Below are 24,294 nucleotides of genomic sequence, written 5' to 3'. Positions count from 1 at the left end.
CTAGCTGAAATGCAATATTGGGTTCATTTGCTGATGTAAAATGCGGATTATGAAAATGCCATAATCCGCATTTTGATAAAAAATCGCATGCTGTCGATGATTGTATTGACGGGTACCTTCCTTAATCGCAGAACAGTTGTGTCCCATCAAAGCGTTTTTCTCTAACAGTAAAAAAAGCTGTTCCATCTCAGTCGTGTATTTATCCGCCTGCTGATAACCGAATTTTCTCCAGGTGTATTCATAGATAGATTCAAAGTCTTCGACTGCCTGATTAGAGAGTTTATACATTCAGACTGCGCTTTTTCCTGTGCGCGACCTCCTGTAGAGTCAGGTCGCTTGTGCCGCTGTGTATCCCATCCTCCAGCGCGTCGCGTAATGCGTTGTTTCGCAATTCTTGTTCTTCCAGTAAACGTAATGCTGAACGGACAACTTCGCTGGTGGAACCATAGCGCCCACTTTCAATCATTTCGTTAATAAAACGATCGAGATGCTCGCCAATCGTAATGCTGGTAGTTCTGGGCATAGGTTTGTCCTTTGTGTTATCTATTCACACAAGATAGCACCCGTGGACGAAAACATGAACAACCTTACTGACCTAGCCGCCAGGCCACATCCCGCATAACGCCTCGTGCCGCCTGGCTCACCCCAGTCAACTGGAAAAATCCGTGGATAACACCAAGATAGCGTTGGCAAGTGCACTCCACGCCCTGCTCCTGGAACCGTTGATACAGGGCCTCGCCTTCATCTCGCAGTGGGTCGAATTCAGCTGTAATGATGTGCGTGGTCGGTAAGCCGTTGAAGTCTTCGCGCCAGAGCGGGCTGACTTCGGGATGCAATGGATCGGTTTGCGAAATATACATCTCGTAGCCCGACAGCAGCGTGTCGCGGGTGATAATGTAATCCTGTCCATTATGGTCATAGCTCGCAAACCTGGCTGTTGCGTCCAGCATCGGGTAGATCAGCATAAGCTGCGCAGGTTGCCATTGTCCGCTAGCTTTCAGGCGTAGTGCGGTGACCAGCGCCAGATGCCCGCCAGCGCTGTCGCCAGCCAGCGTAATGTTGCTGCGGTCGACACCCAGTTTCTGGGCATACTTCCAGATAATATTGGCCCCGGTTTCAGCATCGTTATGTGCTGCCGGGAAGATGTGCTCAGGTGCGAGGCGATACTGCACCGCAATGACCCGACAGCCGCTGTACCAGGCAAGTTGCCTTAACTGGTTATCATGTGTGGCAAATCCGCCGCTGACAAAGCAGCCACCGTGATAATAGATAACGCAGGGGAGATTTCCCGTGCTGCCCCGCGGCGAAACTACGCGAAACATCATGGCATCGAGTTCAATATCTTCAACTTGTACGCGGGTTTCAGTTTCTCCTGCCAGGACCGTGCTGGCGATATAGCCTGCTCTCCGGTCATCAATATTCTGCTCGCGCGAAGAAGGGCGTCCCGCCACGATAAATGCCTCAACCAGCTGTGCAATCCCGCTTTCCAGTGCCATTTTTACATCCCCTTATCTGTATAGATATACAGGTTTATAACCTGGATAACTAAGAATGAAAATGGGAAAAATGGGGGCAGGTATGATTCTGGAAAGCGGCTCGCAGATTAAATACCGTCATTGGTTTCTGCTGTTTGAATTCGGTATTGTGAGGAAAATGTACTATACGCCATTGACGTATAGTTAAGAGGATTATTTACTTTCATCAAATCAGAAAATCACAAATTCGATTGTTGCTGATTTATCAGAAAGGGATCAAGGATGATCTTACTCCACAAGAAAAAGTGCTGCTGCGTATGTTGAATGAGAGGTGGTAAATGGATAAGGCACTATTTGAGCGATTAACTCAAAGTATGGTTCAGATGAATGAGATCGCTGAAGGAACGCGACAACCTTCCCGTACCTTTCATATTGACGCCATGAAAATAAAGGAAATTTGCCAGTCTTCAGGATTATCACAGACTCGTTTCGCAGATTTGATATCGGTAAGCGTGGATACGTTGCGAAATTGGGAGCAAGGGCGTCGTTCACCGACCGGTCCAGCAAAAGCGTTGTTACGTGCTATTGCCAATGATCCAAAACATGTCATTCAGGCACTAAGATAATCCCCGGCAGTTTGGTTCAATTGCCGGGGGAAGATCTTAAAACTTACTCCCCTTCACCTGGGAACAGGAACGGGTTGATGGAGCTGCGGGCAAAGCCCTCTTGCTCCATGTGCGCGTCCAGCATCAGTGAAGCGAGATCGTCAGCCACGGCTTCAACTTTAGGGTCTTTTTCCTGATAGAGAATCTTCAGGTAAGTCCCGCAGTCGCCGCAGCTTTCAGCTTTAATTGCCGCCTGTTCGTTATCCAGCGACCAGTAGTTCAAATCACGGCTTTGCTCGCAGTTGCTGCACTTCACGCGTACCACGTGCCACTCGGTTTCGCACAGGTTGCAGTGCAGATAGCGCAGCCCCTGAGTAGTACCGATTTGCACCATGCTGGAGACCGGCATTGAACCACACACCGGGCAGTACTGACGCTGCTCACCGTATTCCGCACGGGCTTTGCCGGGGATCAGGCTTGCCATCTGCGCCCAGTAGAGCGACAGGGCAGCCCAAATAAACGGTGCTTTATCGCTGCTGACGGAGGCGAAATCAGAGGCAAACAGCGCGCTGGCCATCAGCTCCAGTTCCTGCTCTGAGGCTTTTTCCAGATTTTCGATCACGGCAAGCGCAGGGCCGCTCATTTCTGGCTTCAGCTCAGCAATTAACGACTGCAGTAGTTTTTGCCAGTGCTTGTCGCGTGGCAGAACGTGGATATCCAGCGGCGGTTTGCCCTGATCGTTCGCTTCTTTGATGCGAGCGGTCAGATCCATCTGCAGCGGATGGTCGTACAACACCACTTCCTGCGCGTGGGCGATCAGTGCTGCAAAGCGCAGGTAGTCGCCCAGCGGGTTGTTCTCGGCCAGCTCGCGCAGGCGCTCAGCGCGGCGGTTATACAAATTTTTGAGTCTGGGGAATAATAACGGCGGAATCATATCCGCCGTGCGTTTCTCGCTCTTCTCCAGCTCATCTTGCGGGATTATGCGAATACTCATTCAGATGACTTTTCCTGTTTCTGGCGGACTTCACGGTACCAGCGCGGGTGATGTTTCTTCGCCCATGAACTGGTAACCCATCCTTCCACCATCGCGGTAATGGTGCCTTTCACCCAAAGGGCGGCGTAAATGTGCACCATGATAACCACAATTAACGCTACTGCGGCAAATGAATGCAGCATTAACGCGAATCGGATCACCGGGATTGAGAAAGCAGGCGCAAAATACGGACGCCAGATGACCACTCCGCTCACCAGCAACAGAACCAGGAAGATAATCGCCGCCCAGAATACGCATTTCTGGCCGAAGTTATAACGTCCCGTGTCACCTACTTCCTCGTTGACGACAATCTTACGAATATTCTTCGCCCAAAAGATATCATCCCGATTGATTAGATTGTGGTGCCAGTAGCGGAAAAACATGATGATAAACGAGGCAAACATGATCACGCCGACAAACGGGTGCACAATTCGCGCCAGTTGTGGAGTGCCCATGATGTGCATCAGCCAGTTAAAAGACGGGAAGAGAAAGCCCATCCCGCTCACCGCCGCAAGAATGAAGCAGAAGGCGGTGATCCAGTGGTTGATGCGTTCCGGCGCCGTGTAGCGCACGATGGTGTCACGTCGTTTCATTTGCGCACCTCGTCGTCTTTTTCATGCAGATTGTCTTCTTCCTCTTCCGCACGGTTCGGGCCTACGCCGACGTAGTGGAAGATGCTGGCCGCAAATGTCGCTGCAAAGCCGACGGCTGCGAGGGGTTTCCAGATGCCTTTCCAGAATTTAACGGTAGCGCTGATCTCCGGGTTCTCTGGCAGGCCGTGATACAGATTCGGTTTGTCCGCATGGTGCAATACGTACATTACGTGCGTACCGCCAACACCCGCCGGATCGTACAGACCCGCGTTTTCGTAACCACGCGTTTTCAGCTCCGCCACGCGTTCGCCTGCCAGGGTTTTCATCGACTCTTTGGTGCCGAAATGAATGGCGCCGGTTGGGCAGGTTTTCACGCAGGCCGGTTCTTGCCCGACCACAACACGGTCAACGCACAGCGTACATTTGTAGACGCGGTTGTCTTCCGGATTGAGGCGCGGAACGTCGAACGGGCAGCCCGCGATGCAGTAGCCACAGCCGATGCACTGCTCAGACTGGAAGTCGACGATACCGTTGGCATACTGAATGATTGCGCCTTCAGCCGGACACGCCTTCAGGCAGCCCGGATCGGCGCAGTGCATACAGCCATCCTTGCGGATAAGCCATTCCAGTTTGTCGTTTTGTTCCACTTCCGAGAAGCGCATCACCGTCCAGGATTTGGCGGTCAAATCAGCCGGGTTGTCGTACACCCCAACGTTGTTGCCCACTTCATCACGGATGTCGTTCCATTCAGAACACGCCACCTGACACGCTTTACAGCCGATACAGGTGGTGACGTCGATAAGCTTCGCCACTTCTTCCTGATGGTCCCGCGCCTGAGGCGCGGGGGTGAAACCGTTAGTGGCGGAACGACGAATGATGTCTTGCGATTGATAAGCCATAGGTCGTCTCCGTTACACCTTTTCCACGTTCACGAGGAAGGACTTAAATTCCGGCGTCTGCGTGTTCGCATCACCGACGAATGGCGTTAACGTGTTAGCGATAAAGCCTTTTTTCGCCACACCTTCGTAGCCCCAGTGAATCGGAATACCGATAGTGTCGATATCCTTACCGTTAGCCTTCAGCGTGCGAATACGTTTAGTCACCACCGCCTTGGCCTTAATGTAGCCGCGATTAGAGGAGACTTTGACGGTATCGCCGTGGGAGATACCGAGCTTATTCGCCAGCTTCTCGCCAATTTCCACAAACTGTTCCGGCTGAGCGATGGCATTCAGCAGCGCATGCTTGGTCCAGTAGTGGAAGTGCTCGGTCAGACGGTAGGTTGTACCGACGTACGGGAACTTATCTGCTTTACCCAGTGCTTCTTCGTCACCTTTAAAGATGCGCGCGGCAGGGTTAGAGATAACGTTCGGGTGTAGTGGGTTAGTCCCCAGCGGTGTTTCAAACGGCTCGTAGTGTTCCGGGAACGGACCTTCCGCCATCTTATCGATAGCAAACAGGCGTCCCATACCTTCCGGCTGCATGATGAATGGCCCTACGTTGCTGCCAGGTGCGGCGGCACTGTAGTCCGGAATATCCATCCCGCTCCACTTCGCCCCATCCCATTTCAGGATCTGACGTTTTGGATCCCACGGATTCCCCTGCGGATCAGCGGAGGCGCGGTTATACAGAATGCGTCGGTTAAGCGGCCATGCCCAGGCCCAGCCCAGCGTATTACCAAGGCCTGACGGGTCGGCGTTATCGCGACGTGCCATCTGGTTGCCTTCCGGCGTCCAGCTACCGGCAAAAATCCAGCAGCCGCTGGAGGTCGTGCCATCGTCACGCAGTTGGGCGAACGAGCTAAGCTGTTGGCCTTTCTTGACGATAACCGCACCGGTTGCCGGGTCGGTAATGTCGGCCAGCGCTTTACCGTTACTCTCCATCGCCACTTCTTCCGAAGCCGGTTCGTGCGGGGTGGAGTAGTTCCAGGTCATGCTCAGCACCTGTTCAGGGTTCGCGCCACCTTGCTCGGCATACATCTTGCGCAGACGCAGGAAGATACCGGCGAGGATTTCGCCATCGGTAACGGCAATCCCCGGGGCATCCGCGCCTTTCCAGTGCCACTGCAACCAGCGACCGGAGTTGACGATAGAACCATTCTCTTCGGCGAAGCAGGTGGATGGCAGACGGAATACTTCGGTCTGGATTTTCGACGGATCAACATCGTTTGACTCACCGTGGTTCTGCCAGAAGGTGGAGGTCTCGGTGTTGAGCGGGTCGATAGTGACCAGGAACTTCAGTTTGGACAGTGAAGCCACAACTTTGTTTTTGTTCGGGAATGACGCGACCGGGTTAAAGCCCTGGCAGATATAGCCATTCACTTTGCCCTGATTCATCATCTCGAAGTACTGCAGGACGTCGTACCCTTTATCCCACTTCGGCAGCCAGTCGAAGCCCCAGCTGTTTTCCGCTGTCGCTTTATCGCCAAAGAAGGCTTTCATCATCGAAACGAAGAATTTCGGGTAGTTGCCCCAGTAGTTCACCTGACCTTCCAGCAACGGTTTTGGCGTGTTGGCGGCAAGGTAGGTTTGCAGGTCAGTCTGTTTCTCGCTTGGCAGCGTCATATAGCCTGGCAGGCTTTGTGACAGCAGGCCTAAGTCGGTCAGGCCCTGAATGTTGGAGTGACCGCGCAGGGCGTTAACACCGCCGCCAGCCATCCCCATGTTGCCAAGCAGCAACTGGATCATCGCCATGGTACGGATGTTCTGCGCACCCACGGAGTGTTGCGTCCAGCCCAGGGCGTACAGGAACGACGCGGTTTTATCTTTGGCACTGGTTTCTGCGATGTACTCACAGACCTTCAGGAAGTCGGCCTTTGGCGTACCGCAGATGTTTTCTACGACGTCCGGCGTGTAGCGGGAGACGTGCTGTTTCAGCAGGTTCCACACGCAGCGCGGATGTTGCAGGGTGACATCGCGTTTGGCGAAGCCTTTTTCATCCAGTTCGTAGTTCCAGCTGGTTTTGTCATACTTGCGTTTGTCCGCGTCGTAGCCGGTGAACAGGCCATCTTCGAAACCGTAATCCTCACGCACGATCAGGCTGGCGTTGGTATAGGCCTCAGTATATTCGCGGTTGAATTTTTCGTTGTTCAGCAGGTACAGCAAAACGCCTGACAGGAAAGCAATGTCAGTGCCGGAACGAATTGGCGCATAGAAATCAGCCACCGCAGCGGTTCGCGTAAAGCGTGGATCGATAACAATCAGCTTTGCACCGTTGTGAATTTTGGCTTCCATCGCCCAGCGGAATCCGACCGGGTGAGCTTCAGCGGCGTTACCGCCCATCACCACAACGAGGTTGGCGTTTTTAATGTCGACCCAGTGGTTGGTCATCGCACCGCGACCAAATGTTGGAGCAAGACTTGCTACCGTTGGTCCGTGTCAGACGCGTGCCTGGTTGTCGACCGCGAGCATACCGAGCGCGCGGGAGAATTTTTGCGTTAAATAGCCGGTTTCGTTACTGGAAGCGGAAGCACACAGCATTCCGGTGGAAAGCCAGCGGTTAACGGTTACGCCTTCAGCGTTTTGTGCAACGTAGTTAGCGTCGCGGTCTTCTTTCATCAGCTTAGCGATGCGGTCAAATGCCTCATCCCAGCTAATCTGTTGCCACTTATCTGAGCCTGGTGCGCGATATTCCGGGAATTTCAGGCGGCTTTCGGAGTGGATGAAGTCCACAAGTCCTGCCCCTTTCGGGCACAGCGCGCCACGGTTCACCGGGTGATCCGGGTCCCCTTCGATATGGAAGATGGATGCTTTGGCGTTTTTTGCGCCGTCACCGAGGCTGTACATTAACAGTCCACAGCCAACGGAACAGTAAGTGCAGGTGTTACGGGTTTCGCGGGTGCGCAGCAGTTTATATTGCCGTGTTTCCGCGAGCGCTACGCCGGGTGCAAAACCCAGTGCCGCTGCCGTGGTGCCTGCCATACCGCCAGCGCAGATCTTAAAGAACTGCCTTCTGCTGACCTGCATGGTTCGCTCCTTGTTTCGACATTGTCACGTTCCCTTCGCTTTTCTGTAACGCGAACGCGAGGGAAGTGGTTGTTATTTTTCTTTGCGGACGGGACCGCAAAGGTCCAGAATTGGGTGAATTTCCCTCCGTCCAGGAGGGATTTGTAAAGAATACCACAATGTTGGTATGCGTGTTCCAATATGGTTAAAAGAAAGTGAATAAGATTATTCAAGAAAACATCAAGAATGTGACATCTTCGACAGGATCTCGCCAGCTGACCCTCTGGAAACGCGAGGATTTGCAACATCCTCAGCCTGATGAGGTAGCTGAAGAAGTGCCTGTTGCGCTGGTATACAACGGGATTTCGCACGTGGTGATGATGGCATCACCGAAAGATCTTGCGCACTTCGCGATGGGTTTTTCACTTTCTGAAGGCATTATTGAGTCCCCGCAGGATATCTACGGAATGGACGTAGTGCCTTCCTGCAACGGATTGGAAGTGCAGGTTGAACTGTCCAGCCGTCGCTTTATGGGGCTGAAGGAGCGTCGTCGCGCGCTGGCCGGTCGCACCGGTTGCGGCGTTTGTGGCGTGGAGCAGCTCAATGACATTGGCAAGCCGATCCAGCCGCTGCCGTTTACCCAGACATTCGATCTGGCGAATCTTGATAACGCTTTACGACATCTCAAGGATTTTCAACCCGTGGGGCAACTGACAGGCTGCACGCACGCGGCTGCCTGGGTACAACCGTCAGGTCATCTGGCGGGCGGGCATGAAGATGTTGGACGTCATGTTGCGTTGGATAAACTGCTGGGACGACGTGCAATCGAAGGGGAAACCTGGCAACAGGGCGCGGTATTAGTCTCCAGCCGCGCCAGTTATGAGATGGTGCAGAAGTCGGCGATGTGCGGTGTGGAGATCCTGTTTGCTGTTTCTGCGGCGACAACGCTCGCCGTGGAAGTTGCCGAACGTTGTAACCTGACGCTGGTGGGTTTTTGCAAACCGGGCAGGGCGACGATCTATACGCATCCGCAACGTCTGGTCGCGCTGTGACGCCACCAGGCGGCCAGAATACTGCCGGAAAATGCCAGTTCCATGATTACGGCAACTGGCGAGCCAACAATCACATTGTTCAGCAGCCAACACAGGCTGCCACACAAGGTGTATCCCCGTAATTTTCCGCTGCGTTTTTGAAATGACGCAAATGTCATCAGCAGGCTTCCCATCAGCGGCAATATACTCGACAGATTTTGCCAAAGATAAATGCTACACAGCAGCGACCCCAGCATAAATCCCCACATCACCCAGCGGTGAAAGGTGACGATGGCTGTCGCGTAGCGGCATGCGGCAATGATCATTAACCCAGCCGCAGCGTGTTGATCCAAAAGATAGAAATGGATAGCTAACAGAGAAGTGGAGCTGGTGAGCAGCGTTAAAGTGATAGCCCGGCGTTGAAAATGAAAAGCGGAAATATCCAGTAAGAAGCTGATGCCAGCCAGCATCTGAGAAAGAAGAAATGCGTTCATTGTGGTCGCCATCTATTAAAGAGTGACGGGACAATAATCGACGCATCACCGTAAGGCGTTAACCTTTGTTAAGACGCTGGCGAATACGGGACAGGCTAACGGGGGTAATGCCGATATAGCTGGCAAGATCGCGCTGGGTGAGCTGTGACTCCCAGTCCGGGAAGTGTGTTTGTACGTACTGGTAGCGTTGCTCTGGGGTATTGAGCAGCAGCATTTGCTCTTTTTTCTCTTTGTAGATCAATTGCTGGACCAGTAGCTGAGTCTTAATATCCTGATTTTCCGGCGCATCAAGCAAAGCCAAGGGGAATTCAGTGGTTTCTCCTGCGGAGATCATTTGCAGGCTGTAATCGGCAGGTGTGTTAATTAGCCAGTTCAGGTACAGAAAGCAGTATTCCCCGGCAAAGTAGAACTCTTTAACCCTTTCAACGCCGTTGTCTGCGTGATAAACCGCACGAGCCACACCATGATGTAAAAGATGAATTTTACTTTGTGGTTCACCCTGACGAAGTAACCAACTACCCGCCGGTTGCGTTTTTCTACGGCTGCCAGCAAGCCATTGTGATTCCTGATTACGTAACATCTTGTCTCTCAAATAATTTGAATAAGACTGGCAAATCCTTCCGCTTTCAGTTGTTCGAGTATCAGCCTATTATTTATCACATCAAGGCACGGTGCCTTACTCAAACAACTAAGTTAAAGGGTTTATATCATGAAAAGCATCAAAACTTTTGTCGCAGTTATCGCTCTGGCTACTTCATTCGGTTCTTTCGCTGCTCAGACAGTGACCGCAACCGGTTCTACGCTGGAAAGCGCTGAAGCAAAAATCGCCGCTCAGGCTGAACGCGCAGGTGCCAGCGATTACAAAATCACTCAGGCCTATACCGGTAACCGCGTGCACATGACCGCCGAACTGCTGAAATAAGATACCTTAGTACTGTCGAAAGAGCGCCCTTGAGGCGCTTTTTTAGTTTATGCCCGCCATTCGCAGCAGCGCCGTCACCACTGCCGCAGCGACGATCACCACGATTAGCGGCATCTTGCGCCAGGCGAGAAATACCGCAAAAGCCACGCCCAGCACGCGGGCCATGCCAGCGAAGTGTTCACCTTCGTAAAAGGTGGTCGCCAGCGCAACGGAGAACAGTAATACCGTTGCGGCGTCGGAAAGCAGCGCCTGCGAGCGTTCCGAGAACGCTAAACGGCTCCCAAGCTTCGCTCCTCCTAAACGCATTAAATACGTTCCCAGGGATAACATGGCGATACCGACGATAAACAGCGTCATGTTGCCCATTATTTTTTCCTCGTCAGTAAGCCAAACAGTGAGAGCAGAACCGGTAAACCGACCGGCGCAAAGGGGATGGCGGCAAGCGACAACCCGGCACCGCTACAGGCGCGAATCAGCGTGGTGCGGTTTTTAAAGGCCGGGACCACTAAGGCTAATAAAATTGCAGGGAAGACGGCATCCAGACCGATGGTTTCCGGGGCGGGGAGCAGTTTGCCGACGCCCGCGCCGATCAGTGTGCCAACAGGCCAGAAAATCGCGACGCCCAGACCGCACAGCCAGAAGGCGGCTTTACGTTGTTCGGGCGTTTTTTGCGACAGGCCAAAGACTACGCTTTCGTCGTTCATGATATGACAGCCGAGGAAACTCGCAGCCCGGGAGCCCACCAGGTCGCGCACCGTGACGCCAAACGGCACGTGTCGGGCGTTGACCAGTAAACCGGCCGCCGCCGCCGCCAGTGGGTTACCGCCGCTGGCGACGATGCCGATAAACATAAATTCGGACGCACCCGCCAGTACCGTAATCGAAAGCACAAACGGTACCCACAGCGGGAAGCCGTAGGCCATCGCCAGCGAGCCGTATGACATGCCGACTACGCCGACGGCCAGACAGACTAAAAATATTGCTTTTATCGTGTCGCCTTTGAGACTGGAAAAATAATGTTTCATACCGTTTTAGCCATATCGAACGAATTTCCATTATAATGAACGCGACCAGTTAATATTACAAGTCGAACGATTCGTTCGATATAAAGAACATGGAGTCGTGAATGACCCAGCCCATCAGTATGATCGCGAAAAGCCTTGTGCGTGAACGCCAGCGCACCGGTTTGTCATTGGCAGAGATTGCCCGTCGCGCAGGGATTGCAAAATCGACACTCTCGCAATTGGAAGCGGGCAATGGCAATCCTAGCCTGGAAACGCTCTGGTCGCTGTGTGTGGCGTTGGATATTCCCTTTGCTCGCCTGCTGGAGCCGCAGGAACAAAAAACGCAGGTGATTCGTCGCGGAGAAGGGACAAAGGTGGTAGCCGAGCAGGCGCACTATCAGGCCATTTTACTGGCCGCATGCCCGCCGGGGGCGCGGCGGGATATCTATCTGCTGCTGACGCAACCGGGCGCGGATCGTATTTCACAGCCGCATCCACCGGGATCGGTTGAACACATCATCGTGACGCAGGGTAAGGCGATGGTAGGATTGACTGAAGCGCCGGAGGAGTTAGGCGAGGGGGACTATATTTGTTACCCCGCCGATCGGGCGCATATTTTTAAAGCGCTGGAGCCTGACACCCAGGCGATTCTGGTCTCTGAGCAAAATTGAATTGTCGGATGGCGCTATCGCTTATCCGACCTACAAAAAATAAAACCGTAGGCCCGGTAAGCTTGCGCCACCGGGCATATAACTTACTGCAAATAAAACACTTCTTTTAGCTCTGCGCTAACCGGGCTGTTGTCCGGGTTTGCTGGCATTACGTCACGCATATGCTTCCACCAACGTTGGCAAACGTCGGTGCTGGCAACGGCATTCCAGCGTTCTTCGGACTCAATCTCAACGGTGGCGAACAGCAGATTGCGCGCCTGATCGAGATAAATCGCGTAGTGATGGGCGCCGTGCTCTTTCAGCACCGCTTCCAGCTCTGGCCAGATGGGGTTATGACGACGCTGGTACTCAACGTGCGCGTCGGCATTCACCTGCATCACAAAGGCCTTGCGGATCATAACGCCTCCAGATACAGCTCGCGGACCTCGTCGCGGCTGGCGGTGCGCGGGTTGCACGGCGCACACGGATCGGCCAACGCTTTATCCAGCCAGCCTTCAATATCCTCTTTCGTCACGCCAAGGGAGCTAAAGCCCGCAGGAATACCGACACGCTTGCTGAGTGCACGAATCGCGTTGATGGCCTCCATACTTGCCGCTTCATCGCTCATGTTACGGATATCGACGCCCATTGCCTGCGCCACGCGGGCAAAGCGCGCCACGGCGTTCGGACGGTTAAAGTTTTCGATTACCGGCAGCAGGATGGCGTTGCAGACGCCGTGTGGCAGATTATGGGTTGCGCCCGGCTGGTGCGCCAGCGCATGCACCAGACCCAGACCAGCGCTGTTAAATGCCATCCCCGCCAGATACTGACCAAACGCCATTTGCTCACGAGCTTCGAGGTTATGACCGTCGTCGACCGCTTTTGGTAGCCACAGGTTGATCAGGCGAATCGCTTCCAGTGCGTTAGCGTCGGTAAGCGGGTGAGCACCAACGGAAACATAGGCTTCCACCGCGTGGGTCAGGGCGTCCATACCGGTTGCGGCGGTGACGGAGGCCGGGATTTCCAGCATCACGCTGGCATCATCCACGGCGATATCCGGGATGATATTCGGGTCGATGATCACCTCTTTGACCTTACGGGCAGAGTCGATAATGACCGCGTTGCTGGTCATCTCTGCTGCCGTACCGGCGGTAGTGTTGATGGCGATCAGCGGGACGCCCGCATTTTTCACTTTGCCCACGCCGGAGTAAGCGGTAGAAGGGCCAGGGTTGGCTGTCAGGATTTTTACCGCTTTGGCGGTATCGATCGGGCTGCCGCCACCGAAGGCGATGATGTAGTCACATTCTGCGTTCTGATAGGCCGCAAAACCTTTCTGTACCAGCTCTTCTGTCGGGTTCGGGAATACTTCTTCAAACAGGTGGTAAGACATTTGATGTTTATCCAGCGCGGCAAACAGGCTATCCAGCAGGCCCAGTTTTACCAGTTGACCATCGGTGACGATCAGCGCTTTGCCCCATTGTTTATTCGCCACGAGATTCACCATATCGACAATCGCGCCGGCGCCATGCAGGCTAATTTTTGGCAGTGCCAACATAAAGCTCATCACTATTCTCCTTAATAATAAAATCCTGTAGGCCGGATAAGGCGAAGCCGCATCCGGCGTTGAGTTGGGAGGTATCAGTACAGCTCTATGGCGCTTGCCAGCGGCGTAACACCAAAGCGTTTGCCAAGTGCGACCAGCTCTTCACGTGAGATGGTCTGCTTCATACCGCCCATCGAAAAGATTTTGACCAGAACTTCGGCGGATTTCTCTGCGGTATCTATCAAACCGAACGCTTCGTCTAGGGTAGGTCCGCTTCCGAACACGCCGTGGAACGGCCAAAGTACCAGCGAGTGTTTCTGCATTTCCTCGGCGGTAGCCTGACCAATTTCATCTGTACCCGGCACCATCCACGGCAGAATGCCAACGCCATCCGGGAACACCACCAGGCACTCGGTGCTGCCTTCCCACAGCTTGCGGGTAATCAGCGCTGTGTTGTTTTCCAGTACGTAGGTCAGAGCGATCAGGTTGGTGGCATGGCAGTGCATGATCACGCGGTCTTTACCGTTCGTCGCTTTAATGCGTTCGCAGTGGGAGAGGAAGTGAGCCGGCAGTTCAGAGGTCGGCACGGCCTCGTGGGTCAGGCCCCAGAGGATGTGGTAGCCCGCACCGTCGCTGTCTACTTGTACCACGCCCAAATTTGCTGCGGGATCGAGCTGAACGTTACGGAAAAATTTACCGGAACCAGTGACGATAAACGGCGTGTTTGCCAGCAGCGGCATCGGCTGACTTAGCGCAATATAGCGTGGTTTTTCGTAGAAATCGGCGCTAAACGGCGCGATATCTGCTTCATCAAGACGCAGCGTCAGGTTGCCGCCGTTACGCTCGTCCCAGCCTTTCAGCCACGCATCAGAAGTGGCTTTGATCATCCCCTGGACGAACCAGGAAGTCGTAATATTTTGCATGTTCGGTGTTCCTGTTTATTGCCCGAACGTTATCGGGTCTTACGAAGGCCGGATAAGCGAAGCGGTATCCGGCAATCGTGTTTCATTCATTGCCAGATGGCGACGCGGAGCGTCTTATCCGGCCTACAAGCCTGGCGTCACGGTTAGCTACGTTTGCTCAAAATCTCTTTTTCATAAGCGCGCACGCTGTCCAGCCACTGGCTGCCCGCAGGCGTGTCGTGGCGCTGGCAATACATCTCCCAGACGGCCTGCCACGGCAGCGATTTTTGCTCTTCCAGCAGGGCCAGGCGTGCGGTGTAGTCGCCGTTGGCTTCGAGCTGACGCAGTTGTTCGGTGGGTTCTAACAGCGCGCGCAGCAGGGCTTTTTTCATATTGCGGGTGCCGATCACCCACGCGGCAATGCGGTTAATGGAGGCGTCGAAGAAGTCGAGGCCAATGTGTACGCGGTCAAACAGGTTGTGGCGGACGATCTCGCTGGCAATCGCCTGAGTTTCATCATCCAGCAGCACCACGTGGTCGCTGTCCCAGCGCACCGGACGGCTGACGTGCAGCAGCAGGCGCGGTACATACAGCATGGCGGCAGAAATTTTGTCGGAGATCACTTCAGTCGGATGGAAGTGGCCCGCATCCAGACACAGTGCGGTCTGGCGGCTGGTGGCGTAACCCATGTAGAACTCGTTAGAGCCCACGGTGTAGCTTTCCGCACCGATGCCAAACAGCTTGCTTTCGACGGCATCGATATGGTGCGCCGGGTCAAGTTTCTCGCTGATCACTTCGTCCAGTGCGTCCAGCAGACGCTGGCGCGGCGCTAAACGGTCAATGGTGATGTCTTTCATGCCATCCGGGATCCAGATGTTCATCACCGATGGTGTACCCAACTGCTCGCCAAAATACGCCGAGACGCGACGGCTGGCTTTGCAGTGATCGATCCAGAACTGGCGAATGGTGTCGTCGGCGTGCGCCAGCGTGAAACCGTCGGCGCTCAGCGGGTGTGAGAAGCAGGATGGGTTGAAATCCAGCCCTAACTGGTTCGCTTTCGCCCACTCAACCCAGTTTTTGAAGTGTTCGGGTTTGATTTGGTCGCGGGGAACCGGTGTATCCGATTCCAGATAGATCGCGTGCAAATTCAGACGTTTTGGACCAGGAATCAGGCTTAGCGCTTGCTCCAGATCGGCCCGCAGTTCGGTGGCGTTACGCGCTTTACCCGGATAGTTACCGGTAGCCTGAATACCGCCAGTAAGCGAGCCTTCCGGGTTTTCGAAACCGGCGACATCATCGCCCTGCCAGCAGTGCATGGAGACCGGCAAACGATCGAGCTGGCGTAAGGCCGCCTCGACATCAATGCCTACCGCGGCGAAACGCAGTTTTGCCAGTCCCCAGGCTTGTTCAAGTTGAGTGGTCATGCGCAAAGCTCCTTTGTCTGTCGTAGTGATTGAAACTGCGCCTGGTAGCGGGCAATTTCACTTTCAGGATTGGGAATAAAGGTGGTCAGGTCATAGTTGGCGCGTACCACCTGACGGAAATCATCGACGTTGTTCAGCTCGTCCAGCGTCATCAGCTGGATGCCAATATTGCCGAGCGTGGAAGCCTCAATCGGCCCGGACATCACGCGAATACCGCAGGCATCCGCACATAGCTGGTTCAGTAAGGTGTTCTGGCAGCCACCACCGACAATGTGCAGTTGGCTAAATGCTGCACCACGCAGTTGAGCCAGTTCTTGCAGGATATCGGCGTACAGCAACGCCAGGCTGTCGAAGATACAGCGCGCCAGTTCGGCGTTTTGCAGGGGAACGGGTTGGCCTGATTCACGGCATGCCGCCTGAATTTCTGCACTCATATCGTCGGGGTTGATAAAGCGATCGTCGTTCGGGTTTATCAGGAACTGGCAGGCCGGCAGCGCTTGCGTTTGGCAGATAAGCGTTGGCAGGTCGGTAATCTGGCGCTCTTTTAATACGCGCTGGAGCAGCCATAGCCCCATAATATTTTTCAGGACACGGTAACGTCCTTCCGCGCCGCCTTCATTGGTGATATTCGCCGCCAGCGCCGCATCGTTGGTATACGGTGTTCTGCTCTCAAAGCCCATCAGCGACCAGGTTCCGGAAGAGAGATAGGCGCTGTTTTTGTCGGCCAGCGGAGAAGCAATGACCGCACTGGCCGTGTCGTGACTGGCGACGGCGACAACCGGAATTTGGTTTTTCTGCGGGCAAATCCAGTGGCCGATCACGTTCCCTGGATGCGTCGGGCGACCAAACCAGGCTTTGTCTGCCCCGGTCCACGCCAGCAGTGTGTCATCCCAGTCGTCGGTATTGATATTGACTAGCTGGGTGGTGGTGGCGTTGGTGTATTCCCAGTTCATTTTGCCGGTCAGGCGAAAGCTGAAGTAGTCGGGGATCAGCAGGGCATGGGCCACCTGCGGGAGCAGTTCTGGCTGCTGTTCAACCAGCGCACGCAGTTGATACAGGGTGTTAAAGGGCAGAAACTGAATGCCGCTACGGCGGTAAATTTCACCTTTACCCGGCTGCTTCATCGCCTGCGCCAGAATGCCGGTCGTGCGGCTGTCACGGTAAGAGACCGGCAGACCGACACGTTGACCGACGTTATCGATCAGAACGTAATCCACGCCCCAGGTATCAATGCCGATGCTGTCTATCCGAATACCTTCATCGCAGACTTTTTTCAGGCCAAGACGAATATCGTGTTCCAGGCTGTCGATGTCCCAGGTGTCAAAACCGTCTGTTTTTTGCAGGCAGTTCATGAAGCGGTGGATTTCACGTAGCGTCAGGGAGCGGTGTTCACTGTCGTAACGCGCCAGCATTACGCGCCCACTGGATGCGCCGAGATCGACTGCGACACAATGGCGAAAAGTCATAGCGAGGTCCTTCTGAGTTTTATTGCACTCAGTCTAAGAACCCCAGATAAAGCGTACCTTCTTGACAGTGACAGCCACAATTAGCGGCTGGCAACATGGCAAAGGTGAACGTGACGCTGTTCACAATTTCTATTAATAGGACCTGTTTTAGCGGATGTGACGCCTTCCGCAATTCCCGATCTTTCCCGTCATTTCTTGAAGAATTGACCGTGTTTACGCACTTTGGCGTCAAAAATTTAAGGTGAGGGTGATAACCCTTAATTACTATTCAGCCATGTTCATTTGATCGGGAAGGATGTCATCATGACGGTATTGCATTGCGTGGATTTTTTTCCGACAGGTAAAGCGCCAGTGGCTATTGAACCGCGGCTTCCTCAACCTGCGTTTCCAGAGCATCATCATGATTTTCATGAAATTGTGGTGGTCGAACATGGAACGGGGATCCATGTGTTCAACGGGCAGCCTTACACCATCAGCGGCGGTACGGTGTGTTTCGTTCGCGATCATGACCGGCATTTATATGAACATACTGACAATCTGTGCCTGACCAATGTGTTGTATCGCTCTCCGGATGCGTTTCAATTCCTGGCTGGGCTGAATCAGCTTTTACCTCAGGAACAGAATGGGCAGTATCCCTCCCACTGGCGGGTGAATCAGGGGGTGTTGCAGCAGGTTCGACAACTGGTGGGGCAGATGGAAGCGCTCGGTGAGGGGATGGATACACCAACGGCGGCAAATCGCGAGATCCTGTTTATGCAACTGCTGGTGCTGCTGCGTAAAAGCAGCCTGATGGAAGCAGCGACCGATAACGACGCGCGGCTTAACCTCCTGATGGCGTGGCTGGAAGATAACTTTGCCGACGAGGTGTGTTGGGAGGCGCTGGCCGAGAAGTTTTCCCTCTCTTTGCGCACTCTGCATCGCCAGCTCAAACAGCAAACCGGATTGACGCCGCAGCGCTACCTTAACCGCTTGCGGCTGATCAAGGCCCGACATCTGCTTCGCCACAGTGATGACAGTGTGACAGACATCGCTTATCTCTGTGGATTCGGCGACAGTAACCACTTTTCGACGCTTTTTCGTCGTGAGTTCAAGTGGTCACCACGCGATATTCGTCAGGGGCGCGATCTCGTTGTGGCAAGCCGCCTCCAGTAACGCGAAAGCTATCAACGTTTTTTACCGCCGAATCTCAGATAATCATGTCCCTTAACGCCGGATGGTGGCTACGCCTTATCTGGCCTACGTGGATGCCCTGTAGGCCGGATAAGCGCAGCGCATCCGGCAAGCATTCAGGTTGAGGTCATGTGATGGCGAATCAGCTAATCCTTCTGAAATCAGACTTCTTTGCGCATGAGCAGCAGGCTGTGGCCGTGGCTGACCGTTATCCGCAGGATGTCTTTGCTGAGCATACCCACGAGTTTTGCGAGCTGGTTATGGTCTGGCGCGGTAATGGTCTGCATGTCCTTAACGATCGTCCGTACCGGATAACCCGTGGCGATCTGTTTTACATTCGCGCCGAAGATAAACACTCCTACACCTCCGTGAACGACCTGGTGTTGCAAAATATCATCTACTGCCCGGAGCGGTTGACGCTGAATGTTGACTGGCAAGGGGCGATCCCCGGATTTGACGGTACGCCGAGGCAGCCGCATTGGCGACTCGGCAGCGTTGGCATGAGTCAGGTCCGACAGGTGATAAGCCAGCTTGAGCATGAAAGCAATCAACGTGATGCACAGGCTTTTACCATGGCTGAGCTGCTGTTCGGGCAACTGGTGACACACCTTAAGCGGCATCGTTATGCCACGGATACGCTCCCGGCGACCTCCAGTGAAACGCTGCTGGATAAACTGATCACCGCGTTAGCCGGTAGCCATGAGCATGCGTTCGAACTGGATACGTTTTGCGAGCGCGAACAGTGCAGCGAGCGCGTTTTGCGCCAGCAGTTTCGCAGCCAGACCGGGATGACCATCAACCAGTATCTCCGCCAGGTGCGGGTTTGCCATGCGCAGTATCTGCTCAAACATAGTCGGTTGATGATTAGCGAGATTTCCATGCGCTGCGGTTTTGAGGACAGTAACTACTTTTCAGTGGTATTTACGCGGGAAACCGGGATGACGCCGAGCCAGTGGCGTCATCTCAGTACTCAGCATGCTTAGCTGGCCATTCCCAGACCGACAATGTTTGCCGCGACAATGATCACCACGCAGCCGAGGCTTAGCACGCTGACCGGACGACGACCCGCGTTTTTCCACTCTTTCAATACCAGACCGACAATCCCGCCGCACAGAACATAGAAGCTCATGTGCAGCATCCAGCTTACATAGTCATACTGCGCCGGAATACGTGCGTGGCCCCAGGCGTAGAAGAAGAATTGCAGATACCACATCAAGCCACCAAGCGCAGAGAGCAGCACGTTGGTGATAATCAGCGGTTTGGCTAACGAGAAGTCGGCTTTTATCGACAAGTTCTTCACTTTTGCCAGACGAATGAAGCAGAAGCCCAGGTTAACAAGCGCGCCACCGCCCATAATGACCACATAGCTAGGCAGGGCGACATACAGCGGATCGACGCCCAACGCGGCGGCGGCATCGTGCATCGGTTTCGCTGCGTTCATCGCAAAGGACATCCCGGCGGAGAAAATACCGCACATGACGGCCAGAACCAGACCTTTTTTCAGGTTGAAATCTTCCGCTTTGATGCCCATTTTGCGTTCTTTTAACTGACCGGCACGGGTAACAATGCCTACGCCAATCAGCGCGACCAGTACGCCAAGCAGCGTCATGCGGCCACCAGAGGTATTGATCAGTACATCAAAATTGCCGTTGATAATCGGGGTCATCAGCGTGCCGACAATCAGCGTAATACCTATCGCAATCCCGATACCCATCGACATACCGAGATAGCGCATGGTCAGGCCATAGTTGATATTGCCAATCCCCCACATTGCACCAAACAGAAATACCGGAGCCAGTGTGGAGAGGCTGAAGGAGCTGAAGTAGGCCCAGAAATCGGGAAGTAACATGGCGCTGATGGTCCACGGCAGGATTATCCAGGAGACGATCCCGCCAACCGACCACATCGTTTCCCATGACCAATGTTTGACTTGCTTGAACGGGGCATAGAAACAGGCGGCACTGGCTGCCCCTATCAAATGCCAAAAGATACCCATCGTAATCGCGTTACTCATGACTTAATCCTCGTTATTTTTTATCGTCGGTAATGACCCCTCCGACCTAACGAGTTTAAAAATTACGCAGGTGGTTAACCTTTTGACGATTGCCGCCCTTTTGCGCATGTTGGCAATTATCACGTTAAGTGGGTGATTCGGCTCACATCTTTAACAATGGGTTTGATTCATTAAGACCCTGTAAAAAGTACGGCATTGATAATCATTTTCAATATCATTTAATTAACTATAATGACCCAACTGCTTACGCGGCGTTAACACTGGCCGCCCGACAATACTGGAGATGATTATGAGTTATACACTGCCATCCCTGCCGTACGCTTATGATGCCCTTGAACCGCACTTCGATAAGCAGACGATGGAAATCCACCACACCAAACACCACCAGGCTTACGTAAATAACGCCAACGCTGCGCTGGAAAGCCTGCCTGAATTCGCCAGCCTGTCCGTTGAAGAGCTGATCACCAAACTGGATCAACTGCCAGCAGACAAGAAAACCGTACTGCGTAACAACGCGGGCGGTCACGCTAACCACAGCCTGTTCTGGAAAGGCCTGAAAACCGGTACTACGCTGCAGGGCGACCTGAAAGCGGCTATCGAACGTGACTTCGGCTCCGTTGACAACTTCAAAGCTGAATTTGAAAAAGCAGCGGCAACCCGCTTTGGCTCCGGCTGGGCGTGGCTGGTTCTGAAAGGTGACAAACTGGCTGTTGTTTCCACCGCCAACCAGGATTCCCCGCTGATGGGTGAAGCTATCTCTGGCGCTTCCGGTTTCCCAATCGTGGGCCTGGACGTGTGGGAACACGCTTACTACCTGAAATTCCAGAACCGTCGCCCGGACTACATCAAAGAGTTCTGGAACGTTGTGAACTGGGACGAAGCTGCCGCGCGTTTCGCAGCAAAAAAATAAGTTCTACGCTTTAACAAAGCCCTGCAAGCGATGCTTGTGGGGTTTTTTTGTGATCAAACTCAATATAAAAACAATGATCCACTTAAATTGAAACAAGGTTTTATTATGCGAGTGGGATCACTTTTATAGTCTCTATGAATGTCTATCTTCTTTTCATCAAGACGGGCGCATCTCAAAGCAAGATGCAATCGCCCATAAAAATTGCCCCATTTTTATGTCTACAGGTGATGGAAATGCAGATCAAACGTACGATAGAGAAAATCCCAGGCGGTATGATGCTGGTGCCGCTTTTCCTGGGCGCGTTGTGTCACACCTTTTCCCCCGGCGCCGGGAAATATTTCGGCTCCTTTACCAACGGTATGATCACCGGTACGGTACCTATCCTGGCAGTCTGGTTCTTTTGCATGGGGGCGTCGATCAAGCTAAGCGCCACCGGCACCGTGCTGCGTAAATCAGGTACGTTAGTCATAACCAAGATTCTGGTGGCGTGGGTGGTTGCAGCGATTGCTTCACGCATTCTGCCGGAACATGGTGTAGAGGTCGGATTCTTCGCTGGGTTGTCTACGCTGGCGCTGGTGGCCGCGATGGATATGACCAACGGCGGGCTGTATGCCTCGATTATGCAGCAGTACGGCACCAAAGAAGAGGCCGGGGCGTTTGTCCTGATGTCGCTGGAGTCTGGCCCGCTGATGACCATGGTGATTCTGGGAACCGCCGGGATCGCGTCGTTTGAACCGCACGTATTTGTTGGTGCAGTATTGCCGTTCCTGATTGGCTTTGCGCTGGGGAATCTGGACCCTGAACTGCGGGAGTTCTTCAGCAAAGCGGTGCAGACGCTGATCCCGTTCTTTGCCTTCGCATTAGGTAACACCATTGATTTGAGCGTGATTGCGCAGACCGGCGTGCTGGGTATTCTGCTGGGCGTGGCGGTGATTATCATCACTGGTATTCCATTGATTATCGCCGATAAACTGATTGGTGGTGGCGATGGTACGGCGGGGATTGCCGCTTCCAGTTCCGCGGGGGCGGCGGTTGCTACGCCTGTGCTGATTGCTGAAATGGTTCCGGCATTTAAACCGATGGCACCGGCAGCAACTTCCCTGGTCGCCACGTCGGTGATTGTGACCTCCATTCTGGTGCCGATTATCACGTCTATCTGGTCGAAAAAGGTCAAAGCAAGGGCGGCAGAAATTGATATTCGTGGTACCGTGAAGTAAGTCTCTTAAGCCGGATGGTCTGCTCCATCCGGCTTAATTATTTACCCTTTGACGACAAACACCTCATCGATTGTTCGGCACTCACTCTCGTTCAACTCTCCACCGGCATTACGTGACACGCCGGTACAATAGCCAAATTTACGCGATACCACGGTTTTGATGGTGGTGACAAAATCTTCGCCGATGGCATAGATGGACATGTAGGTGCCAATCTGGTCCTGAATATCGCGAAGCGCTGCCAGGTCGCCCTGTTTAAACGCTTCCCGCGCGCTGACAAACAGTTCCGGCATGACGTTGTTCAACCCTGAAATAATCCCCGCGCCACCTGCCAACAGGTTGGGAATGTAGTATTCGTCATAGCCGGACAGCACGGCAAAATCCTCCCGCACGGCGCGGGTGGTCTGAATCATACTGCGGGTATGGGACTGGCAGTCGACGGTGTCTTTAATGCCAGCGAAATTCGGGAACTCGGCGGCGAGGGTGGCTACCAGTTCGGGGGTTAAATCGCAGCCGGTGCGTGCCGGGAAGTTATAAGCAAACCATTTGCCGCTGAGTTTCTGCCCCAACTGACGGAAGTAGCTCAGCAGCTGTTTCGCTGTTTGTCCGTAGTAGTAGGGTGGCAGGATCATCACGGCATCGTAACCTGAGCGATACGCTTCCTGCGCCATCAATAAAACATCATTCTGGCAGGTGGATGAGACGTTGGCGACCATCTTTAGCGAGCTCATGGCACGGGCTTCGCGGATCAGCAACAGCCTTTCTTCGAGCGTAAAGGAGGCAAATTCCCCGATGCTGCCCATCAGCAAAATCACGTCGATTTTGGCCTCGGTAAGGCGTTTGAGATGTTGGCTTAGACCGTTGAGATCGATCTTGCCATCATTGTCCATTGGCGTAATGGAAGGACACCAGACGCCAGCAAATTGCGATTGACCAGTCACGTTGTCGACTCCTTATTTGAAATGATGTTTCAAAACCAGATTACATTGATAGCATGTGTCCCTAAGTTTCATGTGAACCGTGCTCTCATTTTGAGCGACTGGGGTAAAATAAATGTGGTGTAATGGGGGAAATTTATCGGGAGAGGGAACAGATGCGATATCCGGTCGATGTTTTTACGGGCAAAGTTCGGGACTACACGGGAAGCCGTCCCAGCGCGATTGCTAAAGTCCAGATTGACGGTGAGTTGATGCTGACCGAACTGGGGCTGACGGGGGATGAACAAGCGGAAACGAAAATTCATGGCGGGCCGGATCGCGCGCTGTGTCACTATCCGCGTGAACACTATCAGCACTGGAGACAAGCGTTTCCGGAGCAGGCGGAGCTATTTGTCGCCCCCGCGTTTGGTGAGAACCTCTCTACTGAGGGGCTGACTGAAGAGAATGTGTATATTGGCGACATTTTCCAGTGGGGAGAGGCGCTGATTCAGGTCACGCAGCCGCGCTCGCCGTGCTTTAAGCTGAATTTCCATTTTGGCATCAGCGATATGGCCAGCCAGATGCAGGATGTGGGTAAGACAGGCTGGCTGTGCAGCGTCATCGCGCCTGGTCAGGTGTCAGCAGACGCGCCATTGATCCTGGCGTCACGCGTGAGCGACGTCAGCGTACAGGAGGCAATTGCTATCGCCTGGCATATGCCGTTTGATGATTCGCAATATCACCGTTTACTGTCGGCTGCCGGGTTATCAAAAAGCTGGACCAGAACGATGCAAAAGCGCCGTCTAAGCGGCAAGATCGAAGACAATTCCCGCCGTTTGTGGGGAAAATAAACCTACCTTCATCTGGCAATTAAATCAGGTGGCGACACCTGATTTACCTCTCCCCCGTGGTTCATCTCCTGCGTACCAAACCGGGCAAAAACCTGACGGTCACGGTTTGCTTCAAAGCCATTCTTGATACCTGGT

General features: G+C 53.7%; 27 protein-coding genes and 1 pseudogene. 10 read left to right on the top strand and 18 right to left on the bottom strand.

Annotation, left to right across the window (positions count from 1 at the left end):
* The 3 genes from OGY71_RS00970 to OGY71_RS00960 all read right to left on the bottom strand — a co-directional run bounded on the left by OGY71_RS00970 (position 1) and on the right by OGY71_RS00960 (position 1,496).
* Positions 1-288: a type II toxin-antitoxin system RelE/ParE family toxin gene (locus tag OGY71_RS00970; RefSeq protein ID WP_003825284.1), complete on the bottom strand. Its 288-nt coding sequence runs from the start codon at positions 286-288 to the stop codon at positions 1-3.
* Positions 281-523, bottom strand: coding sequence for a type II toxin-antitoxin system ParD family antitoxin (locus OGY71_RS00965; RefSeq protein ID WP_003825282.1), 243 nt, complete (start codon positions 521-523; stop codon positions 281-283). The genes OGY71_RS00970 and OGY71_RS00965 overlap by 8 nt, the downstream gene beginning before the upstream one ends.
* A 64-nt stretch (positions 524-587) precedes the next feature.
* Entirely contained in the window at positions 588-1,496 is a 909-nt protein-coding gene (locus OGY71_RS00960; protein WP_286612660.1) for an alpha/beta hydrolase, read from the bottom strand.
* 188 nt (positions 1,497-1,684) lie between these two features.
* On the opposite strand from OGY71_RS00960, the pseudogene OGY71_RS00955 reads away from it, so the two are divergent.
* Together OGY71_RS00955 and OGY71_RS00950 are read left to right on the top strand one after the other, a co-directional pair.
* Positions 1,685-1,813: pseudogene (locus OGY71_RS00955) on the top strand (type II toxin-antitoxin system RelE/ParE family toxin); the annotation flags it as partial.
* Complete coding sequence (locus tag OGY71_RS00950; RefSeq protein WP_286612657.1) at positions 1,814-2,101, top strand: helix-turn-helix domain-containing protein; 288 nt, start codon at positions 1,814-1,816, stop codon at positions 2,099-2,101.
* Positions 2,102-2,144: 43 nt separating this feature from the next.
* Here the strand turns inward: OGY71_RS00950 and fdhE are convergent, their stop codons facing one another.
* Genes fdhE through fdnG form a run of 4 tightly spaced genes read right to left on the bottom strand, consistent with a single transcriptional unit; the run spans position 2,145 to position 7,668 of the window.
* Positions 2,145-3,074 carry a formate dehydrogenase accessory protein FdhE gene (gene fdhE / locus OGY71_RS00945; RefSeq protein WP_003028685.1) on the bottom strand — a complete coding sequence of 310 codons (930 nt, stop codon included), beginning with the start codon at positions 3,072-3,074 and terminating at the stop codon, positions 2,145-2,147.
* Positions 3,071-3,706, bottom strand: a complete 636-nt coding sequence (gene fdoI / locus OGY71_RS00940; protein ID WP_003028686.1) for a formate dehydrogenase cytochrome b556 subunit — start codon at positions 3,704-3,706, stop codon at positions 3,071-3,073. The genes fdhE and fdoI overlap by 4 nt, the downstream gene beginning before the upstream one ends.
* Positions 3,703-4,605, bottom strand: a complete 903-nt coding sequence (fdoH, locus tag OGY71_RS00935) for a formate dehydrogenase O subunit beta (protein WP_003825273.1) — start codon at positions 4,603-4,605, stop codon at positions 3,703-3,705. The genes fdoI and fdoH overlap by 4 nt, the downstream gene beginning before the upstream one ends.
* Positions 4,606-4,617: 12 nt before the next feature.
* A complete protein-coding gene (gene fdnG, locus OGY71_RS00930; RefSeq protein ID WP_100247862.1) occupies positions 4,618-7,668 on the bottom strand; it encodes a formate dehydrogenase-N subunit alpha in 3,051 nt (1,016 codons plus the stop codon).
* A 194-nt stretch (positions 7,669-7,862) separates the two neighbouring features.
* On the opposite strand from fdnG, the gene fdhD reads away from it, so the two are divergent.
* Positions 7,863-8,699, top strand: coding sequence for a formate dehydrogenase accessory sulfurtransferase FdhD (gene fdhD, locus OGY71_RS00925; RefSeq protein WP_286612654.1), 837 nt, complete (start codon positions 7,863-7,865; stop codon positions 8,697-8,699).
* Here fdhD and OGY71_RS00920 read toward each other — a convergent pair.
* Positions 8,666-9,172 (bottom strand): YgjV family protein, encoded by a 507-nt coding sequence (locus OGY71_RS00920; protein ID WP_032945569.1) that lies wholly within the window; start codon positions 9,170-9,172, stop codon positions 8,666-8,668. The two genes, fdhD and OGY71_RS00920, sit on opposite strands and share 34 nt — an antisense overlap.
* Before the next feature lie 58 nt (positions 9,173-9,230).
* Positions 9,231-9,752: a Crp/Fnr family transcriptional regulator gene (locus tag OGY71_RS00915; protein WP_003825264.1), complete on the bottom strand. Its 522-nt coding sequence runs from the start codon at positions 9,750-9,752 to the stop codon at positions 9,231-9,233.
* Between the two features lie 129 nt (positions 9,753-9,881).
* On the opposite strand from OGY71_RS00915, the gene OGY71_RS00910 reads away from it, so the two are divergent.
* Complete coding sequence (locus tag OGY71_RS00910) at positions 9,882-10,094, top strand: YdgH/BhsA/McbA family protein (RefSeq protein ID WP_003825262.1); 213 nt, start codon at positions 9,882-9,884, stop codon at positions 10,092-10,094.
* A 42-nt stretch (positions 10,095-10,136) separates the two neighbouring features.
* Here the strand turns inward: OGY71_RS00910 and OGY71_RS00905 are convergent, their stop codons facing one another.
* Complete coding sequence (locus OGY71_RS00905; protein ID WP_003825260.1) at positions 10,137-10,460, bottom strand: AzlD domain-containing protein; 324 nt, start codon at positions 10,458-10,460, stop codon at positions 10,137-10,139.
* Positions 10,460-11,119, bottom strand: coding sequence for an AzlC family ABC transporter permease (locus OGY71_RS00900; RefSeq protein ID WP_003825259.1), 660 nt, complete (start codon positions 11,117-11,119; stop codon positions 10,460-10,462). Before OGY71_RS00900 ends, OGY71_RS00905 begins: the two co-directional genes overlap by 1 nt.
* Positions 11,120-11,220: 101 nt before the next feature.
* Here OGY71_RS00900 and OGY71_RS00895 point away from each other — a divergent pair, with 101 nt between their 5' ends.
* Entirely contained in the window at positions 11,221-11,769 is a 549-nt protein-coding gene (locus tag OGY71_RS00895; protein ID WP_003825255.1) for a helix-turn-helix domain-containing protein, read from the top strand.
* A gap of 83 nt (positions 11,770-11,852) precedes the next feature.
* Here OGY71_RS00895 and rhaM read toward each other — a convergent pair whose 3' ends face one another.
* The 5 genes from rhaM to rhaB all read right to left on the bottom strand — a co-directional run bounded on the left by rhaM (position 11,853) and on the right by rhaB (position 17,083).
* Positions 11,853-12,167, bottom strand: a complete 315-nt coding sequence (gene rhaM, locus OGY71_RS00890) for an L-rhamnose mutarotase (protein WP_003825253.1) — start codon at positions 12,165-12,167, stop codon at positions 11,853-11,855.
* Positions 12,164-13,312 (bottom strand): lactaldehyde reductase, encoded by a 1,149-nt coding sequence (gene fucO, locus OGY71_RS00885; protein ID WP_286612652.1) that lies wholly within the window; start codon positions 13,310-13,312, stop codon positions 12,164-12,166. Before fucO ends, rhaM begins: the two co-directional genes overlap by 4 nt.
* A gap of 74 nt (positions 13,313-13,386) precedes the next feature.
* Positions 13,387-14,214: a rhamnulose-1-phosphate aldolase gene (gene rhaD / locus OGY71_RS00880; RefSeq protein ID WP_003825250.1), complete on the bottom strand. Its 828-nt coding sequence runs from the start codon at positions 14,212-14,214 to the stop codon at positions 13,387-13,389.
* Positions 14,215-14,357: 143 nt separating this feature from the next.
* Complete coding sequence (gene rhaA, locus OGY71_RS00875) at positions 14,358-15,617, bottom strand: L-rhamnose isomerase (RefSeq protein WP_286612649.1); 1,260 nt, start codon at positions 15,615-15,617, stop codon at positions 14,358-14,360.
* Positions 15,614-17,083 (bottom strand): rhamnulokinase, encoded by a 1,470-nt coding sequence (rhaB, locus tag OGY71_RS00870; protein ID WP_286612647.1) that lies wholly within the window; start codon positions 17,081-17,083, stop codon positions 15,614-15,616. The genes rhaA and rhaB overlap by 4 nt, the downstream gene beginning before the upstream one ends.
* A gap of 303 nt (positions 17,084-17,386) precedes the next feature.
* On the opposite strand from rhaB, the gene rhaS reads away from it, so the two are divergent.
* Both rhaS and rhaR read left to right on the top strand, forming a co-directional pair.
* Positions 17,387-18,235 (top strand): HTH-type transcriptional activator RhaS, encoded by an 849-nt coding sequence (gene rhaS / locus OGY71_RS00865; RefSeq protein ID WP_008787013.1) that lies wholly within the window; start codon positions 17,387-17,389, stop codon positions 18,233-18,235.
* A 152-nt stretch (positions 18,236-18,387) separates the two neighbouring features.
* Positions 18,388-19,236: an HTH-type transcriptional activator RhaR gene (rhaR, locus tag OGY71_RS00860; protein WP_126957439.1), complete on the top strand. Its 849-nt coding sequence runs from the start codon at positions 18,388-18,390 to the stop codon at positions 19,234-19,236.
* On the opposite strand, the gene rhaT is transcribed toward rhaR, so the two are convergent.
* Positions 19,233-20,267 carry an L-rhamnose/proton symporter RhaT gene (gene rhaT / locus OGY71_RS00855; RefSeq protein WP_003825242.1) on the bottom strand — a complete coding sequence of 345 codons (1,035 nt, stop codon included), beginning with the start codon at positions 20,265-20,267 and terminating at the stop codon, positions 19,233-19,235. The genes rhaR and rhaT overlap by 4 nt on opposite strands.
* 289 nt (positions 20,268-20,556) lie before the next feature.
* On the opposite strand from rhaT, the gene sodA reads away from it, so the two are divergent.
* Together sodA and kdgT are read left to right on the top strand one after the other, a co-directional pair.
* Positions 20,557-21,177, top strand: coding sequence for a superoxide dismutase [Mn] (gene sodA / locus OGY71_RS00850; RefSeq protein WP_003825239.1), 621 nt, complete (start codon positions 20,557-20,559; stop codon positions 21,175-21,177).
* Between the two features lie 233 nt (positions 21,178-21,410).
* Complete coding sequence (kdgT, locus tag OGY71_RS00845) at positions 21,411-22,394, top strand: 2-keto-3-deoxygluconate transporter (RefSeq protein WP_003825237.1); 984 nt, start codon at positions 21,411-21,413, stop codon at positions 22,392-22,394.
* A 41-nt stretch (positions 22,395-22,435) separates the two neighbouring features.
* Here kdgT and OGY71_RS00840 read toward each other — a convergent pair whose 3' ends face one another.
* Positions 22,436-23,332: a dihydrodipicolinate synthase family protein gene (locus tag OGY71_RS00840; protein WP_003825235.1), complete on the bottom strand. Its 897-nt coding sequence runs from the start codon at positions 23,330-23,332 to the stop codon at positions 22,436-22,438.
* A 152-nt stretch (positions 23,333-23,484) separates the two neighbouring features.
* On the opposite strand from OGY71_RS00840, the gene yiiM reads away from it, so the two are divergent.
* The gene (gene yiiM, locus OGY71_RS00835) at positions 23,485-24,159 is read left to right on the top strand and encodes a 6-hydroxyaminopurine reductase (RefSeq protein WP_003825233.1); all 675 of its coding nucleotides are present in this window, start codon (positions 23,485-23,487) and stop codon (positions 24,157-24,159) included.
* Positions 24,160-24,294: the final 135 nt, after the last annotated feature.

Origin of the sequence: Citrobacter sp. Cpo109 (genome assembly GCF_030332565.1) — a bacterium.
Taxonomy (GTDB): Bacteria; Pseudomonadota; Gammaproteobacteria; order Enterobacterales; family Enterobacteriaceae; genus Citrobacter; species Citrobacter portucalensis.
This window is presented reverse-complemented; position numbering and strand designations above follow the sequence as displayed.